This is a genomic window from Armatimonadota bacterium (assembly GCA_013314775.1).
GTDB lineage: Bacteria > Armatimonadota > Zipacnadia > Zipacnadales > JABUFB01 > JABUFB01.
In genome coordinates, this window is record JABUFB010000007.1 from 132,464 (window position 1) to 149,654 (window position 17,191).

Below are 17,191 nucleotides of genomic sequence, written 5' to 3' on the forward strand. Positions count from 1 at the left end.
GCCGGGCCGGCTAACCGGGATACAGCGAGACCGGCAGGCACACTGGCGCGGAATCGTCTTCCAGGGGCCTCTGGGGGGCAAATTGCGCGATCCTTCGGGCGTGCAACAAATGGCCACCGCGTCTACAATAGTCCGGCAAGACCTATTGCAAAGGACATGGTCAGCCTGTATGATGGTACAGAAATCAAGGCGTGGTTCGGAATACTCCATACTTGGGTGAGCCCGGTGCATTACAGGTTCGCAATTGCAGGCGTCATTCTCCTGGCAGTCTCACTGCCTGCCACCGCTGATATTTTGTGGGATCAGCCTGTCGGAGCGATGCCGGCAATCATCAGCACCCGAAACAACGTCTTTCCCACGCGCAGCGCCTACGGTTTTGACGACTTCGAGGTGAACTCGGGTGGCTGGTGGGAGGTCGACAAGGTCACGCTTTACGGGGCGGGTGGCCTCCTTCCGAACAGCGTGCACTTGGCATTCCCCTCAGCGCCGAATGCGAGCGCCATCACGACAACCTATCCCGGCACAGTTGTAGGGGGGAACCTGGAGTTCAACCTGGGCGGCATGAAGTTTTACAGCGGTCATTACTGGTTGAGCGGGTTCATCGTGCGCGGCGGCCAAGGCTCGTCCAATTGGACCTGGAAAACCAGGCAACAGGCGCTGTTGGACCCGGCATGGTGGCACAATCCCGGCAACTATTACGGCCTGGGCACCAATCCGCTCCCGATAAGCACGCTGCTGGATCTCGAGGAGGAAGAGGGTGACTTCGCCTTTCGCATCGAAGGCAAGGACGTTCCTGAGCCCGGTACTTTCGCACTGCTCGGACTGGGACTCGCCGGCTTGAGCGTCTACCGCCGCCGCAAGACCAGCTAAGCCGGCGCAACTCCTCTCCAAAGCAACGAAGGCCTCCCATAACCGTATGGGAGGCCTTCTCGCATTTGCCCTGACGGTTTCGTGGGAAGCAGGCCGCTTCCCGCACTGGATGAGCTTCAGTACAGGAGCTTGTGGTCCCGCAGGCCGGTGGCGCCGTCGATGAACAGCCAGACGCCTGCCGCCAGGATTGCCCCGACGACCATCCCCAGGAATAAGGGTCTGTAACGGCTGAAGGAGTTGAAGCCCCCGTAGCGCATGAGCAGCGTCTGACAGAGCCAACCGATGAACACTGACAGCCATTCCCGCGGAAGGTAGACAATGTAGCTCATGGCATAGCCTACCGGGTGCAGGGGCCACCACAGGTAGTTCATCCGCAGGAAGCTGAGTGCAATCAGCTTTGCCGCGCCATAGCCCACCAACCCCATGCTCAGCCAGTCGGTGTGTTTCACGAGCCCGGCGGTCAGTTGGTTCATGAACTGGTCGGGTGCCCGGGCCAGGCTGACGAACCGGTAGACGTTGATGGCGACGCCGCCGTGGGTATAGCCGGCCTCCAGAAGCGACCAGTATGACACCGGTATCGTCACCACCGCGGCAATGAGCAGCGCCCACGTGAGTTGCTGTGTTGCGGCGCCGGACTGGTCAGCGATCTTCATGGATTGCATGATCCGGGGCATGGGCGAGACCCGCATGTCATGGGTGAAAGCCATGAGCATGGTCACTGCGCTCCAGGTGGTCTGCGGGAGAGCATTGAAAGGCACCAGCGCCCGGATGATGTCGTGGGCACGCCAGTCCGGTTCGGCCATCCAGGGCATGCCCGCCTCCGAGACGAGTCGCGTCATCGCCAGCGTATAACCAAAGGCGATTACCAGCACAAGCACGGCGACCCAGGCCACCATCCCCGCATAGACACACCAGCCCACCATGAACGCGAAGGAGATCAGCCCGGCCCAGACGGCCCCTCGGTAGGACATCGGCTCACCGGCATCGTCGCCGGGCTGAAAGGTCAGGCCTTTGCGCACGATCTCCCACAGGGGGCGACGGGCCAGCCAGATGCTCACACCGGCCAGCGCGAGGTAAGCGCCGGCGGTCTGGTGGCCAGGGAAGGGGAAACGGTCGCCGCCGGCTGCGATGCTCATGCCGTCCAGACCCAGCGAGTAGCCGAGAACCGCTTCGGCCCGCGCGATCCAGTAGAAGGCCCAGAGGCTGAATGAGACCTCCCGGGTGAGCAGGAAACTCAGGCCGATAATGATCGGGTGGAAAGCGAAGTACACGGTACCGATGGCGTTCCACGGCCGGCCCCAACTGTAGGTGGGCTGGGGCTTGCCCATGAGTGTTGCCACCTCGATCTCGGGAAGCGTCGCGAAGTACGCATGGAGGCCATTGTAAAAGTGGAGCAGGAAAGCCCCGACCAGGCCGATCCACATGATGCGGTTACGGAAGAAGGTATTGAGAAAGCGCCCTGCCCGCGGTTCTTCGATGATCTCGAAGGGCACGGCTGCGAGCGGGAAGAGAAGGCGTTCGTTTTCCACCCACTGACGCCGGAAGATGGCGATGAGGCTTTGCATGAGCACGTAACTCGCCAGCGTGAAGGCGGTCCAGGCGCCAAGGGGAACCAGCCACTCGCGCCAGGGCACGCCGTAGCCCCAACCCTCGAACAGCCCCTTGACCACACGTGAATCCGTGGGAGCCATCCACTCCGGGATTGTGCTGAGGAAGGGTTCGGAGTAGGCCTTCTCGTTGGTGCAATAGTACTGGGGCCCGGCGATCATCGGGATGAGCTTCTGGGCGAGGTCGATCGAGGCGATCCCTGAAGCCAGCACGATCATGGTGAAGACGATGAGCCATTCGGGCTGGCTGAGCGCCCAGGAGCGACGCATCGCCTTGAGGATCACATTGAAGAAAGCATACAGGGCGAGAAAGACGATGAAACCGCCGATTGGGGGGTACGTAAGAGAGATCTGGGTGCCGTGGATGATGAGTTCGGAGTACTGGCTCCAGTCAGCGATGAAGACGCAGGCTGCGACGCCCACGACTACCGCCCGCCAGGTGAAACCGGTCTTCAGATGCATCGGTCCTCTCCGCCAGGCAGGTGAACACGACGGGGCGCATCAGTTGCGCTGCCCGCAGGGGTTTCTACAACTGGGCGGATGTGACCTGCAGCTCTGCGGCCCCGTAATGCCGCATTTTCTTGACACCGGATATGCCATTTGCTATCCTTCACGCGCTGACCCAAAGGGTCCACGGACCTTTGCAGCAGTACACCAAGGGGTGAAAGGACATAGATCCACGGGCTTATCGGGTGAATGAGAGGATACGCGCCAGGCAAGTGCGAGTGATTGATGAAAGTGGCGAGCAGTTGGGAATCATGAGCGTTGAAGACGCCCGGCGCAAGGCGGAGGAGCGCGAGCTCGATCTCATCGAAGTGGCACCCAATGCCAAACCCCCGGTCTGCCGTATCATGGACTACGGCAAGTTCCGGTACGATGCGCGCAAGAAGGCCAAGGAAGCTCAGCGCAAGCAGAAGCAGACTGAAGTCAAGATGGTTCGGGTCCGGCCCAATACCGGCGGCCACGACTTGACCTTTAAAATGCGAAACGCGCGCAAGTTCCTTATCAAGGGAAACAAGGTCAAGTTCAACGTGATCTTCCGGGGGCCCGAACTCCGACACAAGGAAATCGGCCAGCACCAGCTGGAAGTGTTTATAGAGGGCTGCAAGGACATCGCGCAGGTTGACCAGCCACCGAGGATGGAAGGCCGGCGCATGACGATGATCCTCGAGCCCAGACCGGACCTGGAAGCGATCCTGAAGAAGATGGAAGAGGCTGGGCAGCCGGAACCCGCGCTGGATGAGGAAGGCGTCGAGGACCTCGAGGACGATCTGGACGAGGACGACGATGGGGACGACCGGGATGGGAACGCTGACGATGATACCGGCGACGCCCACGAGCCTGACGAACAGCCCACGAACGAAGCCGGGGTTCCTGCCGAAGACGCATAAGCCGCTTGACGCCAAAGCCCTTTGGGCGTAACATTATATACTGCCCGACGTGAGCCCGGGCCAGTCGCCCGGGCTTTGTGCTTCTCCCGTCCCTGCCCAACCCGCGCCATGGGGCGCGTTTCACTGGCGGGAGGTCGACCTCGGGGCACAGCCCCGGGCCCGCGCCATACAAAATGTGCGGAATTGGATGTCCGCGCTGCCTGCCGGTCCCGGTTGTTCACGCTGATCGCGCAGGCCCAAGGAGAGGAAACCAGTGGCAAAGAACAAGATGAAGACCAAGAAAGCGGCGGCAAAGCGCTTCCAGTTCACCGCGACCGGCAAGGTCATGCACAAGCGGTGCAACCAGAGCACGAATGATGCGCTTTCCCGAAGCTCCAGGCGCCTCGCCCGCGCTCAGGCACTGGATGGCGAGCTGACCGAAGGAGATGCGAAGCAGGTCAAAGTCATGGTCCCGTACTGGAAGAAGCGGAAGTAATGGCAGTACCGGGCCACAAGTCGTCATATTTGACCTCGTATCCAACACGCATCTTCCACTGAAAGGAAGGCTTACCCATGCCCAGAGTGAAGAGGGGTTTCGTCGCCCGCCGTCGTCGCAAGAAGATCCTGAAAGCCGCCAAGGGTTTCGTGGGCGGCCGCCGGACGCTGTTCAAGACTGCGAAGGAAACGGTGATGCGTGGCCGCAATTACGCGTACCGTGACCGCCGCGTGCGCAAGCGCCAGATCCGGGGCCTGTGGATCGCCCGCATCAACGCCGCTGTCCGCGCCCACGGGATGAACTACAGCACCTTCGCCAATGGCCTGAAGAAGGCGAACATCGTCCTGAACCGCAAGATGCTGGCACAGCTTGCCTACGATGATCCGCAGGCGTTTGCGGCTGTCGTGGAGCAGGTAAAGGCCGCGCTCGCCTGAGCAATGATCGCCAACGCGCCTAACGCGGCCGCCTGTGAGATCGCAGGCGGCCGCGTCCGTAAGAGCCGATGGCGAACCTTCAAGGGGTGCGAGGGACAGTGAGTCCGACCGTGCGCATTGATAGCCCGCGCAACCCGAGAATCAAGTTGGCCCGGTCACTCCATTCCCCGAAGGGGCGCAGAGAGACCGATCTGTACCTCGTAGAAGGCCCGGGCGCCGTGGCCGAAGCGCTCCTTTATGCCCCAGGCATCGAGTGGGTCGCCTGGTGTCCGGACCTGTGCGATGCGGTCGGCGACGAGCTTGCCGACGCGGCGTTGCAGGCGAAACTGGAAGTGCTGGAATGCACCCGCGAGGCTTTCGAGGCGCTCAGTGACACCCGCAGCCCCCAGGGCATTGCGGCGGTTCTGCGGATCATGCCCCAAGGCCTGGAAGCGATTGACATTTCAGCCGGCGGCGCGGTGCTGGTAGTCCACGATCTGCGCGATCCGGGGAACCTGGGCACAATCATCCGTTCTGCAGATGCCTTCGGAGCCGTGGGCGTGATCCTGACAGGATCGTGTGCCGATCCCTTCGAGCCGAAAGTGGTCCGGGCAACTGCGGGGTCGTTCTTTCACCTGCCGGTGGTGGAGGCAGAGTGGGAACAGGTCGCGGGATGGGCGCGAGACCTGAAGGTGAGCATCTACGCCACGACGCTGGAGGCGTCGCACGCCATCGGCAAGGTGGGTATCCCGAAACGGGTCGCCCTGGTGATCGGCAATGAGGCCCATGGTTTGCCCCAGTCCATCTTGCAGGATGCGACCTACACGGTTACAATACCCATGTCCGGTCGCGCCGAGAGCCTCAATGCGGCGGTGGCGGCCGGCATCGTTTTGTTCGAAGCTCAGCGTCAGAGACTCGCGGGCTGAACGCCCGCGTCCATAGCCAAAGGTACCGACGGAGAAAAGTAGGCGGCAATGCGGGGCCCCAGAGAGGGGAAGCCATGGGCTGGGAGCTTCCCTGGTCAGCGCGCCGCTGAAGTTCACTCCCGAACCGCAAGCTGAAGCGAGTGCCACGGCGCTCGTGCGTAGGCTGAGCCGGCCCGTTCCACCGTTACCCGGAACCCCGCTTGATTGAGAGGGTGGTATCGCGAAGGCCTCCGGCTTTCGTCCCCTGGGACGAGACGGAGGCTTTGCTGGTTTTGCAGGTATTCTATCAGCCTGTTCGGACATTCGCGCAGGCGACCAGGGACCAAGGTGGGCCAACCATGGAAGAGACACTCCGACAGATGCAGGTTGAAGCCGAGGAGGCGATGCGCTCGGCAACAACCCAGCAGGCGCTGGACGAAGTGCGCGCCCTCTACCTGGGCCGCAAGGGCAAGTTGAGGCAGATCCGGCAGTCTATCGGCCAGCTCTCCGAAGAAGAGCGGCCGCGGGTGGGGCAACTGTGCAATGACGTGCAGAAGGCGCTGGAGCGCGTCTTGGCATCCCGGCAGCAGGAACTCGAAGGCGCTGCCTCCGAACTGGCGCAGGCCTCGGAGACGCTGGATGTCACCCTCCCGGGGAGGGCGCCTCGCATCGGTCGCCGCCACCCGTTGCTGGATGTCATCGAGACCACCGTGGATATTTTCCTCGGCCTCGGGTTCCAGGTGGCGGAAGGACCGGAGGTCGAGAATCACTACTACAGCTGGGATGCGCTCAATTATCCGCCGGATCATCCGGCGATGGATGAGCAGATGACCTTCTACATCGCGGACGATGTGATGATGCGCAGCCAGACCAGCACCGTGCAGATCCGCTATATGCAGTCTCATGAGCCTCCGGTTCGCGTAGTGGTTCCGGGCCGGTGCTTCAGGCGCGATACGGTGGACGCCACCCATTGCCATACCTTCCATCAAATCGAGGGGCTGCTGGTGGACGAGGGCGTGACCATGGCCGACCTGCGCGGCACCCTGGAGGCCTTCGCACGAGGGATGTACGGCGAAGGCACCCGGGTGCGATTCCGGCCCGACTTCTTCCCCTTCACTGAACCTAGCGCCGAGTTCGCCCTGAGTTGCGCCATGTGTGGCGGCGACGGTTGCCGAGTGTGTTCGAACACGGGCTGGCTGGAAGTGGGCGGTTGCGGCATGGTCGACCCCAACGTGCTGCGCAATGTGGGTTATGACCCCGAGCGCTACACCGGTTTCGCTTTCGGGTTCGGGCTGGAGCGCATCACTATGCTGCGCCATGCCATCGATGACATTCGCCTGCTTTACAGCGGCGACATGCGGTTCCTGGCCCAGTTCTGATCGGCAGGCGGCATCGCGAGGAAGACACCCGCCCACGCGGCGGTCCACAAAAGGAAGAGCACCCATGCGCGTCCCATATTCATGGCTTCTGAAGTATCTCAAGACTGACACCCCTGCCGAGGAATTGGCCCATGTGCTGACAATGGGTGGTCTGGAAGTCGAGGAAATCCACGACTGGACCTCCGAGGACGGTCAGGCAACGGACCAGGTGCTGGTCACCTCGGTTACATCGAACCGCGGCGATCTGCTGTCGATGGTGGGCGTCGCCAGGCATGCGGCGGCGCTGCTGCGGTGCGACTGGCAGGCGCCCGACCTGAGCCGGCCGGAGATCGCGAGCCCCGCCGTGGGGGCGCCCCTGGTTGAACTGGGCGATGTGAAGATCGAGGTGCTGGACTTCGACGCCTGCCCGCGGTACTCGGCGCTGGTGATCCGGGACCTGAAGATCGGACCGTCCCCGGACTGGATGCGCTACCACCTGGAGGCGGCAGGCGTCCGTCCCATCTGCAATGTGGTGGATGTGACCAACTACATCTGCTGGGAACTGGGCCAGCCGATGCACGCCTTCGACCTGCGGCTTGTGGCGCGCAACCATATCATCGTTCGCAGGGCCAACCCGGGCGAGCGCATCCTGCTCATCGACGATTCGACCCATGAACTGACCGCGAGCGATCTGGCAATCTGCGACGAGATGGGCCCGGCCGCCTTGGCGGGGATCATGGGCGGCCTGGATACCAGTGTGCGAGAGCGCACTGTGTCGATTCTGTTGGAATCGGCGCATTTCGACCCGACCACGATTCGCAGGTCCGCACAGCGGCACGGTCTGGGTAGCGAGTCCTCGTACCGTTTCGAGCGCCACGTGGACCCGAACCTCACACTGCCGGCCATTGCCAGGGCGACGGAGCTGATCCTGGAGACCGCCGGCGGGACGCCGGATGCGACGGCATTTGACGTGCGCGCAAGGGATTTTCAACCCAAGCGCATCTCGCTGCGGCCACAGCGCTGCAATGCCGTGCTGGGCACCGACATCGCCCCGGAGAGCATGGTCGATTACCTGTCGCGCCTTGGGATGAAGGTCGAAACCACGGACGGTGAGATCACCGCAGAAGTTCCCACCGTGCGTCCGGATATTGAGCGGGAGATTGACCTGATTGAGGAAGTTGCGATCATCCACGGGTACAACAACCTGCCGATCACGGTGCCCGGCAAGCTCAAGGAAAGCGGGCTGCTCACCCGACGACAGTCCATGCGGCGGAAGACTTCCCAGCTGCTGCGGCAGTGCGGGCTGAATGAGACCATCGGGTTCTCCTTCATGGACATGGCGGCGCTGGACCGCTGTGAGTTCCAGCCGGATGCGCCCGAACGGGTGGCGTTGCAGCTTCTCCTGCCGGTCTCGCCGGACATGGCGCATCTGCGGACTACCCTGATTCCTGGTCTGCTGGGGGCGTGCGAGGTGAATGTGCGCCAGCGCGTGCTGGATGTGGCCTTGTTTGAGCTGGACCGGGTCTTCATCCCGGCTGGGGAAAATGCCCTGCCGCATGAGCGAGAGATGGTTGGGGGGGTGCTGATGGGCATGCAGTTCACCTCGGCCTGGAATCTGCCCCAGGAAGCCGTGCGCGCCGATTTCTACTGGGCGAAGGGCGTCGTTGAGCAACTGTGCACTGGGCTCAATGTTGAGGGTGTGCGGTTCGAACGGGGGGCGCATCCGACAATGCACCCCGGACGGTGTGCGCAGGTGCTGGTGGGCGATGCCCTGGCCGGCTATGTGGGCGAGGTGAAAGCCTCGGTGCAGGCATCCTTCGACCTTCCGGCGAAAGCGTATGTGTTCGAACTGAACTGGGACCTGCTGATCGCCAACGCTGGCGGGCACCGGCAGTATGAGCCACTGTCGCGATTCCCGGCGGCATCGCGCGACATCGCCTTGCTTGTGGCCGACGATGACGCTCACAGCGCCGCAGCTATCCGCGAGGAGATCAGGGCATCGGGCGGGCCCAATCTGTGGCACGTAGAAGCTTTCGACCTGTTCACCGATGCCGAGCGGCTGGGTCCAGGGCGCAAGTCAATTGCGTTCCGGCTTACTTTCCGCGCAGCGGACCGGACGCTGACCGATGAAGAGCTGGATGCGGCAATGAGTGCGGTTGTGGACCGGCTGAGATCCTCGCTGGGGGCTGAGATAAGGGACCATTGATGACCAGAGACTGGAGATGCCTGCAGGGGCTGCTCGCCATCGTCGCGGTTGGCATGTCGGCGCTGGTTGCCGGGTGCGCCAATATCGCACGCACACCGGAGACCATCCGGAACGTGAAGCATGACCAGTTTGGCGAGCAGCACCCGCTGTGTTTTCAGGACCGCAATTGCAAGGCCCCGAAGGCATTCCTGGTCAAGTCCGAGGCCGCCTGGACCACGCTCTGGGGGCCAGGCGAGACCCCGCCGGTAGTGAATTTCGACAAGGATATGGTCTTCATCGCCTTCACGAGCCTGAGTTCCGAAGGGCCGGGGACCCTGGAAGTGTGGGTGCAGAAGTTCGTGGTGAAGGAAGACGTCATCGAGGTGCGGGTGCGTGAGGTCGTGTCCGGATCATGGCCGCTGAGCGCAGCGTATTCCCGGGCCTACCATATCGTGAAGCTTCCGCAGAGCGACCTGCCGGTGAAAGTGACCTGGCGGTACCTGTGGGGCAACCGTGACGAGACGAAGGAACTAAAGGCCGAGGAGTGGCTGCCTGGCGCACCTGCCACAAGCACGGGTGCCGCCGGCTTCCCCAATCAGGGCAGCCGGCAGCAGCAACTGCCCGGGGGTTACCAGACCTGGGGTCCACAACAGCGCTGAGACCGGGGCCGTTGCGATCAGGTGGCATATTCCGCCGCCAGTTCCTTCGCAAGGTCCGCCCATTCGCGCAGGCGATTGGGGTGCCCGGAGAGAGTTTCCAGTTCCCGCAGTACCACCTGGTAGTAACAGCCCTGCAGTTTCTTCAGGCCGTTTTCGAGATGCCGCCGGATCGGCAATAAGTCGTCATGTCGGACCACCTCTGTGGCCGGTTGGCGCCACATGATGGTGTACCGGTCGCCGCACGCCTCGATCACCCGGTCCAGATCCGTCCACGCCGAGCACACAAAGATGCGCAGGTTCGGGATGCCCAGGACGATATCAATCTTCCGGGTGAGATTCTCGCAGCAACCGTACTGTGTGCGGCCGAACTGCTGGAAGATCACCTTCTGATATGAGAGCAGGAACTCTTCCTGCATCGCCGGGCTGACATGGTCGTATTCCTGGCTGTTGGCGGATGTCCACAGATTATTCAGGCGGATATGCCCCTGCCCGGGATCGCCGTTGACCGGGTCGCTGCAATACATGGGCTCGTGGTGGTTGGTGGTGAGCAGCCCCGTCTCTTCGGCGGCGCGGCAGGCGGCGAGGGTGGCTTCGGTGAGCTTCGCCATGCACCGGTGGACGCGTTCCGGACAGAAGGCCATATCTTCGGTCATCCCCGCCATCCCGCGCAGGTGGTAGTGTATCGTGCCGAATGTTGGCGAAAGAGGCGGCGCACAGGTGATCCGCACCGGCATGGATTCGCCCAAGATGTCCTGCACCTGGCCTGCAGAACGCTGGGTGCGTTGCATGTCAGCCTCAAAGTGGGGTACCTGCACGCGGTCGTAGTCTTCGGGAGACTTGATTGGCGGGTCGTAGCGGAAGCCGCCCTTGTCGGTGGACGCGGACTGGGGCGGGATCGGGATGCCCCAGGTGTGTTCAAGGGAGCACTTCCAGGCGACGGGCACACCCCACCAGGGCTCGAAGATGTGGTCATCGCCCACGTCGTGTTTGTACAGGTGCTGGCGGAAGGCGTACTCCATGGCGCGGCAGGTCGGGTCTTCGCAGTCGAGTGAGGATTGGGGGATGATCTCCTGCCAGCAGCGTGCCGGGCGACACCAGACCGGTGCGCGATCGGGCCTGCGCAGTTCATTGACATCGCGCCACCGCTGGCGCCGGGCCTCATACTCGGGGCTTAGCGCCAACTCCCGGCAGCGCGATGCGAGGGCACGCACGGTCTGGATGTCTTTTCTACTGATTTCCGCCATGGGAACGCCTCCAAGGTGAGAGTGCGGATGAGTTCGCCGGATACTCACAGGATGCCTTCACAGAAGAGGATTGTCGAAAGCTCAAGGGGCGGGCCGAGGGCGTCGTCACGTGCCTTCAGCGGCGAACTCGGGTGAGGGCGAGTGGACGCTGACCTGGGGTCTCTGGACACGGAAGCCTGCTGTCTGCTACAGTTTCCATATGCGTGGAGACAAAATGAGTCCCAGGAAGCCTCTGAAGGTTCCACGCAACCCCGTCGCACGCCGTGCCTAGCTGCGCGGTGATGCCGGATCATCCGAACCGCGCCGCGTAAGAGATAAGCCGCTGACCGACTGTGGGCGTGGGAGGTTGCTCCCTGCCAAGCGGTGCGCCGTCTCCCGGAACACCGCAAGATCCTTCCTAACCGGGCGATGCCTCCATGGCCGCAACTGTCCTGCTCTGGGCGGTGGGGCTGGCGTTGTTGTACCAGTTCGGAGTCTTCGCGTGGAACGCTGTCTACTGGGTGCGCAGACGCCCGGAGTCCGACAGCGGCGAGCCGACCCTTTCGGTGCTTATCCCGGCGCGCAACGAGATCCGCAATTTGCCGGTCCTGTTGGCTGCACTTCAGGCGCAGACGCTGCGCCCGGCCGAGATCATCGTGTGCGACGACCACTCGGACGACGGCATGCGGGAATGGCTTCAGGAGCATGCGGCCGAGTTTGATGTGAGATGGTTTCAGGCCGACCCAAAGCCCGACGAGTGGGTGGGCAAGAATTGGGCCTGCCACCAGCTTGCGCAGCACGCAACCGGCGACTGGTTCCTGTTCCTGGATGCGGATATTCGGCCCAAGCCCGGCTTTCTGGAGTTCATCGTCAACGCTTGCCGCAGGACGTCCGCGGTGCTGGTGACCGCCTTCCCGAGTATTGACCGGGCAGGGGTGGGAGACGGGCTGATCATCGGGATGGTGCCATTCTCCGTCTGCACCATGCTGCCGCTGAACCACGTGGAGCGCACATGTAACCCCGCCTTCGCCTTCGCAAACGGGCAGATCATGGCCTTCCGGCGCGAGGATTACCTGCGCATCGAGCCCCACCGGCAGGTGCGGGGGCTGGTCCTTGAGGATGTGGGCATCGCCCGCCTGATAAAGCGTCTACGTGGGCGGGTACATATCGCAGACGCCCGGCACGTGGTGGCCGCGCGAATGTATGAGAACACGGGGCAGGCCATTGCAGGGTTCTCGAAGAATGCAGTCGCGATCACCGGCGGTCGCCTGGGAGCCGCTGTGTCTTTGGTGAGTCTAACGACCACATACCTGGTTCCCATCTGGTTGGCGGTGGCGGGGTACAAGGCGGCATGGGCGGTGGTGGGCGCCGGAGCGCTCCTGTACGGGATTCCGGCGTATCTGTCCGGGCTGCCTGCGTGGTTCGGACTGCTGTACCCGGCGGCCATTGCGCTGGCCGAACTGGTGATGATTCGCTCCCTGATCTGGAACACAAGGGGCTGCGTCCGGTGGAAAGGGCGCGTCTACCGGCGCTGCTGAAGTCCGCCAGGGCGAACCGCTTGAGCCTTCAGGATTGGCAGGTGCTTGAAATGGCTGAGACGACCGTCACCGAGAAGGACCGGGCCATGGCGCAGAAGTGTTTGGAGTGCCCCGTCTGCAGCCACGCCCGCAAGACTCAACGCGGGCTGGCGTTTCTGTTCGTCAAGTTCATCGAGGGCGGTTTCTGCCCGTACTGCAAGGCATACGAGAAGGTGTACGGCCGGAAGGCTCACGAGCCGCTGCCCGAGAGCGAAAAACAGGCTTGAGCGGTTCGGGCCGTCAGCGCTGAACAGCCACAAGGAACCGCTACCCGTCCAGGCGAACTTCCGAGAGTGTACTGAACGCGCACCTCGGAGGCTTCGTGATGAACCGCCTGCGGCGCATCCTCCCCCTCTGTCTCCTGCTGGTCTCCCTGAACGCGAACGCTGACCCCTTCTGCAGCATCGTCTGCCCGGATGGTTCCCTGCCGCTGGTCAAACAAGCCGCGACGGAGCTTTCTGGATACCTGGAGCGTCTGAGCCGGACACCCGTGCCGGTGGTCTCGCACGCCGCATCCGGGGACCGTGTGGTGCTGGAAATCACGCCGGATGAGGACGGGCTCGGGCCGGAAGGATACCGCATTCGGTCCGTTGACGCGCCTGCCGGTGCGGTCGTGACCATCACCGGTGCCACGGAGCAAGGCGTGCTCTTCGGCGCCTACCGGCTGCTGCAGGAGTACGGCATCGGGTTCTACTTCGACGGAGATGCGTTGCCCGCCTCGCCTCCCTCGGACTTCCTCCGACCGGAAGTTGACGGCTCGCCTGTCTTCGCGATCCGTGGGTCTCTTCCGTGGTACAACTTTCTCAACAGCCCGACCACCTGGGACGATCAGGACTTCCGGTTCTTCGCCGACCAGATCGTGCGCTCCGGGCAGAACTTCATCGGATTTCACAGCTACGACCACGAGCCTTTCGCGGCATACCAATATGACGGACAGGTCATCGGCGGCCAGCCGCTGATGACCACGGCGCGGCGGATCTGGGGCACATCGCCCCTTCGAGTGGACGACTTCGGGTTCGGAACAGGCCGGCTCTTCCCGGGGGAGTACTGGGGCAGCGATGTGGCGAGGCAGCCCGGTAGTCGCGAGGAGCGGATCACGGCGGCGAAGCAACTCCTCGCGAGGGGGTTGGAGTACGCCTCGGCGCGGGGTGTGCGCACGTGCCTGGGATTCGAGGTGGGTGGGGACCCGTCGAACCCGGCTGAGCAGCGGCGGTTCCGTGCCCGGCTGCTGCAACTGCTCAAGGACTACCCGATGCTGGACTACGTCTGGCTCTGGCAGCCCGAGGGGATGTCGATGCAGGGCAGCACGCCGCCTGCGCCGCGATCCCCCGCCGGCCGACTGTACCGGGAGTGGCAAGAGAGCTTCGGTGAAATCGAGGATCCCGCGCGGAAATGGGAGGGCATCCGGGTGGCGACGTACGCCCGGCTGGCCCGGGACCTGATGGATCACGCCGCGCCCCACGTCAAACTGGTCCTTTCGGGCTGGGGTGGGGACCACTGGCTCCATGTCTCCGATTACTTCCCGTGCTGGGACCGGGTCCTGGACAAGCGCATCATCTTCGCGGCCCTGGACGACATACGCGTTGGCCCCACGGTGAGCCGCAACTATGCACTGCCGCAAGATCGCGAGCGGTGGGCGATCCCCTGGTACGAGTACGATGGCGATCAATGGTTCCCGCAGGCCAATGTGCATATCTTCGCCGATACCGTGAGGGATGCGAGGGCGAAGGGTTGCCAGGGACTGCTGGGCATTCACTGGCGCACCAAGGAAGTGGGCGAATCTCAGGCATACGTAGCTCGTGCGGCCTGGCATCCGGAGCAGACGCTCGAGAGCTTCTATGCGGACTACGCTCGCCGACGGTTCGGGGAGGGACTGGCGGAGGAGATGGCGGCGATCCTGATCGAACTGGACGGCCTCGGGTACCGCTGGATCGGTGGGCCGGGACAGTCGGAATGCGGGGAGTTCGCCTGGTGCCATGCTCGGTCGCCCGAGAAGCAGGAGGCGCTGGCGGACCTGCGGGAGAGGCTGGTGGCAGCGCGGGGCCGATTGGATGAGACGGCGCCTTCCGGGGCTGTGGGAAGGCTTGATGACCTCCTGGCTACCCTTGATCGCGGACTGATGTTCAATCGGATCGCGGCACTCATGGTAGCCGACGGGCCGGTGGACCAAGCGCTGGATATGGACCCGCAGAACCCGGAGAGAGCGCAGCGCTGCGCCGCCATGCTTGTGGAACTGCGAGAGATGGACTTCGCGAAGATGCTGGGGATGTGGGCGAGCACGATCACGTCCCGGGGCGAAATGGGCGTGCTGGCCACCATCAACGGCAAGGCATTCGTGGACTACCGGGACAAGGTGGCCCGATTGCGGGAAGCATGCGGGCTGGATGCGGACACGAGCGACTTGTCGGCGGCTCCGGACGAAGGGAGCGGGATCATCAGCGACTATCAGCACAGCAGTATCGCCGCGGGATCGCCGCTGACGGTGCGCTGCGCGGCGTGGGACGGCGCAGGGGCGGCGAAGAGCGTGGCCCTGGAGTTCGCGACAGGTGGGGTCGATGGCTGGCAGTCGATCCCGATGGCGAACACGGAGCGCTGCGTGTTTGAAGCCACAATCCCGGGGGAGCGGGTGCAGGCCGGCTGGCTGCGCTACCGGATCGTTGCGCAGACCGGGTCGGGGGTGCTGCGCTGGCCCGAACTGCGCGGCGAACCCTTCCGGCAGGTGCATATCCATGGCCCCGGCGCGCTGGTGTCCCGACGCAATCAGGTGGATACGGCGATCCCGAGGATAGCCGTCTCGGTGGGGCTGGAGTGCCGGGTGCTGCCCTTCGGCGGAGTGGGCATCCGCTGGTTCGGAGCGCCAGGGATGGCCGAAGCAGTGATCGAACGCAGGACGGGAGCCGATGACTGGGTGCGTGTTTGCGAGAGTCTGGACCGTGCCTGCGATGACTTGGATGTGCCGGGCGATGCGGACCTGGAGTACCGCCTGCTGGACGACGAAGGCGAAGAAAGGGCGCGGTCAACCATCCGGACAGCCCGTGCGGTTGCCCCGGATGCGCCTGAGGACCTGGTGGCTCGGGCGGGAGTGAACAGCGTGCGGCTGCGGTGGGAAGGTGATGACCTGCGGGTCGTGCGGTACTCTGTGGAGCGGCGGGCCGGTCCTGACGGCGACTGGAGAGCGGTGACGGGGGCTGGTGGGGTTACCCCGCAAGGCTTTGGGCAGACGGGCTATACGGACCGGGTCACGGAGCCTGGAGACTACTCTTACCGGGTGCGTGCAGTGGGCGCAGGCGGCGTGGAATCCGGCCCGAGCGGCGTTGTAACGGTGCATCTGTCAGGGGAGATCCCCGCCCCGCTGCTGGACCTGGACTTCGGCGTCGGGAAGGGAATCGAGGACAGTGAAGATTTCGAGTTCACAGGACCCCACGACATTGGACGGGAGTTGGGCAGACAGTTCCTCCGCACCAATGGCGGGCTCACGGTCCCGTACTCCGATTCGATTGCAGTGAATGATGCCTTCACGGTCGCGGTGCGGTTTCGGCAGATTCGCAAGTCACCGATGCCGGTGCTCGTGTGCCAGGGCGCGTGGCAGGCGCCGGGGTACTTCGTGCAGTTGATCGGCCATGACCTGCGGTTCTACGTGAGCGGTGCGGGCTGCCTGGACGCGCGTTTCCAGCCCGAACTTGGGCGCTGGTACACCGTGGTCTGCGTGTATGACGGCGAGAGTCTCGCGTCCTTCGTGGACGGCCGGCTCATCGGGGAGCAGCCCGCTCGCCAGCCCTTCCAGCCCTCGGAGCGCCATTTCACGGTGGCACGGTATGACCAGATCGGTCCCGACTGGACTTTCACCGGTGATATTGACTTTGTGCGGCTGTATGGGGAGGCCATCGAGCCGTGGATGGTCTTGCGCGGTTCCGTGGGCCAGGGCGCGGGACTGGAGTTGGAGTGGTCCGGGGAGTCGGTGACCGTGGATGGCGAGCCCGTGGTATGGCATCAGCAACCGTGGATCGTGGAGACAGGTGAGGGGCGCGCTGTTGACCTGCGCGGGGGACTCACGGTGCCCTTCACCGCTTGGCCGGGGGACCGGTTCGAGATCGAGACGCGCTTTTCATTGCGAAGTCTGGAGGGCATGCCGGTCCTGCTGGTGCAGGGCCTGTGGCCTGATGAAGGCTACATGCTGCAGGTGCTCGATCGCCGGATACGCTGGCACGTGAGCGGCGTGGGGTCGCTGGACTGCGGGCCGGAACTGGACACTGGGCGCTGGTACCGGGTGAGATGCATCTTCGACCGGGGACTGCAACAGGTGTTCCTGGACGGCGAGAAGGTGGGCGAGAGTCGGGGCGCACCGTGGATGGCCCCCTCCCTGCGGCCTTTGCGCGTGGGGCGCTACGAGACCGACGAAGCCGTGTACCGCGTGGACGGCTTCATGGGCCCGGTGAGGATCGCGCCTCTCAGCGAGCATGCACCTGGTTGATGGCCACATCAGACAAGGAGACGCCCTGTACGTGTCGAATCAGATACTGTTCGACCC

At 63.6% G+C, this 17,191-nt stretch carries 13 protein-coding genes; 11 read left to right on the forward strand and 2 right to left on the reverse strand.

Going from position 1 to position 17,191, the window contains the following annotated elements; genetic code table 11:
• Window positions 1-156 precede the first annotated feature (156 nt).
• Window positions 157-870, forward strand: coding sequence for a PEP-CTERM sorting domain-containing protein (locus HPY44_07490; GenBank protein NSW55837.1), 714 nt, complete (start codon window positions 157-159; stop codon window positions 868-870).
• Window positions 871-986: 116 nt separating this feature from the next.
• On the opposite strand, the gene HPY44_07495 is transcribed toward HPY44_07490, so the two are convergent.
• Window positions 987-2,939 carry a hypothetical protein gene (locus tag HPY44_07495; protein ID NSW55838.1) on the reverse strand — a complete coding sequence of 651 codons (1,953 nt, stop codon included), beginning with the start codon at window positions 2,937-2,939 and terminating at the stop codon, window positions 987-989.
• A gap of 209 nt (window positions 2,940-3,148) precedes the next feature.
• Here HPY44_07495 and HPY44_07500 point away from each other — a divergent pair, with 209 nt between their 5' ends.
• The 7 genes from HPY44_07500 to HPY44_07530 all read left to right on the forward strand — a co-directional run bounded on the left by HPY44_07500 (window position 3,149) and on the right by HPY44_07530 (window position 9,863).
• Entirely contained in the window at window positions 3,149-3,868 is a 720-nt protein-coding gene (locus HPY44_07500; protein ID NSW55839.1) for a translation initiation factor IF-3, read from the forward strand.
• Between the two features lie 253 nt (window positions 3,869-4,121).
• The gene (locus tag HPY44_07505; protein ID NSW55840.1) at window positions 4,122-4,343 is read left to right on the forward strand and encodes a 50S ribosomal protein L35; all 222 of its coding nucleotides are present in this window, start codon (window positions 4,122-4,124) and stop codon (window positions 4,341-4,343) included.
• Between the two features lie 77 nt (window positions 4,344-4,420).
• A complete protein-coding gene (gene rplT / locus HPY44_07510; GenBank protein ID NSW55841.1) occupies window positions 4,421-4,777 on the forward strand; it encodes a 50S ribosomal protein L20 in 357 nt (118 codons plus the stop codon).
• A 98-nt stretch (window positions 4,778-4,875) separates the two neighbouring features.
• Window positions 4,876-5,682 (forward strand): RNA methyltransferase, encoded by an 807-nt coding sequence (locus tag HPY44_07515; GenBank protein NSW55842.1) that lies wholly within the window; start codon window positions 4,876-4,878, stop codon window positions 5,680-5,682.
• Between the two features lie 338 nt (window positions 5,683-6,020).
• On the forward strand, window positions 6,021-7,040 hold the full coding sequence (pheS, locus tag HPY44_07520) for a phenylalanine--tRNA ligase subunit alpha (protein NSW55843.1): 1,020 nt from the start codon (window positions 6,021-6,023) through the stop codon (window positions 7,038-7,040).
• A 64-nt stretch (window positions 7,041-7,104) separates the two neighbouring features.
• Window positions 7,105-9,225, forward strand: a complete 2,121-nt coding sequence (locus HPY44_07525) for a phenylalanine--tRNA ligase subunit beta (protein NSW55844.1) — start codon at window positions 7,105-7,107, stop codon at window positions 9,223-9,225.
• Window positions 9,225-9,863 carry a hypothetical protein gene (locus HPY44_07530; GenBank protein ID NSW55845.1) on the forward strand — a complete coding sequence of 213 codons (639 nt, stop codon included), beginning with the start codon at window positions 9,225-9,227 and terminating at the stop codon, window positions 9,861-9,863. The genes HPY44_07525 and HPY44_07530 overlap by 1 nt, the downstream gene beginning before the upstream one ends.
• Window positions 9,864-9,880: 17 nt before the next feature.
• Here the strand turns inward: HPY44_07530 and HPY44_07535 are convergent, their stop codons facing one another.
• On the reverse strand, window positions 9,881-11,107 hold the full coding sequence (locus HPY44_07535) for a hypothetical protein (GenBank protein NSW55846.1): 1,227 nt from the start codon (window positions 11,105-11,107) through the stop codon (window positions 9,881-9,883).
• A gap of 416 nt (window positions 11,108-11,523) precedes the next feature.
• Here HPY44_07535 and HPY44_07540 point away from each other — a divergent pair, with 416 nt between their 5' ends.
• The 3 genes from HPY44_07540 to HPY44_07550 all read left to right on the forward strand — a co-directional run bounded on the left by HPY44_07540 (window position 11,524) and on the right by HPY44_07550 (window position 17,134).
• Window positions 11,524-12,624 (forward strand): glycosyltransferase, encoded by a 1,101-nt coding sequence (locus tag HPY44_07540; protein ID NSW55847.1) that lies wholly within the window; start codon window positions 11,524-11,526, stop codon window positions 12,622-12,624.
• Window positions 12,625-12,674: 50 nt separating this feature from the next.
• On the forward strand, window positions 12,675-12,890 hold the full coding sequence (locus HPY44_07545; GenBank protein ID NSW55848.1) for a hypothetical protein: 216 nt from the start codon (window positions 12,675-12,677) through the stop codon (window positions 12,888-12,890).
• A 98-nt stretch (window positions 12,891-12,988) separates the two neighbouring features.
• Window positions 12,989-17,134 carry a hypothetical protein gene (locus tag HPY44_07550; GenBank protein NSW55849.1) on the forward strand — a complete coding sequence of 1,382 codons (4,146 nt, stop codon included), beginning with the start codon at window positions 12,989-12,991 and terminating at the stop codon, window positions 17,132-17,134.
• Window positions 17,135-17,191 lie beyond the last annotated feature (57 nt).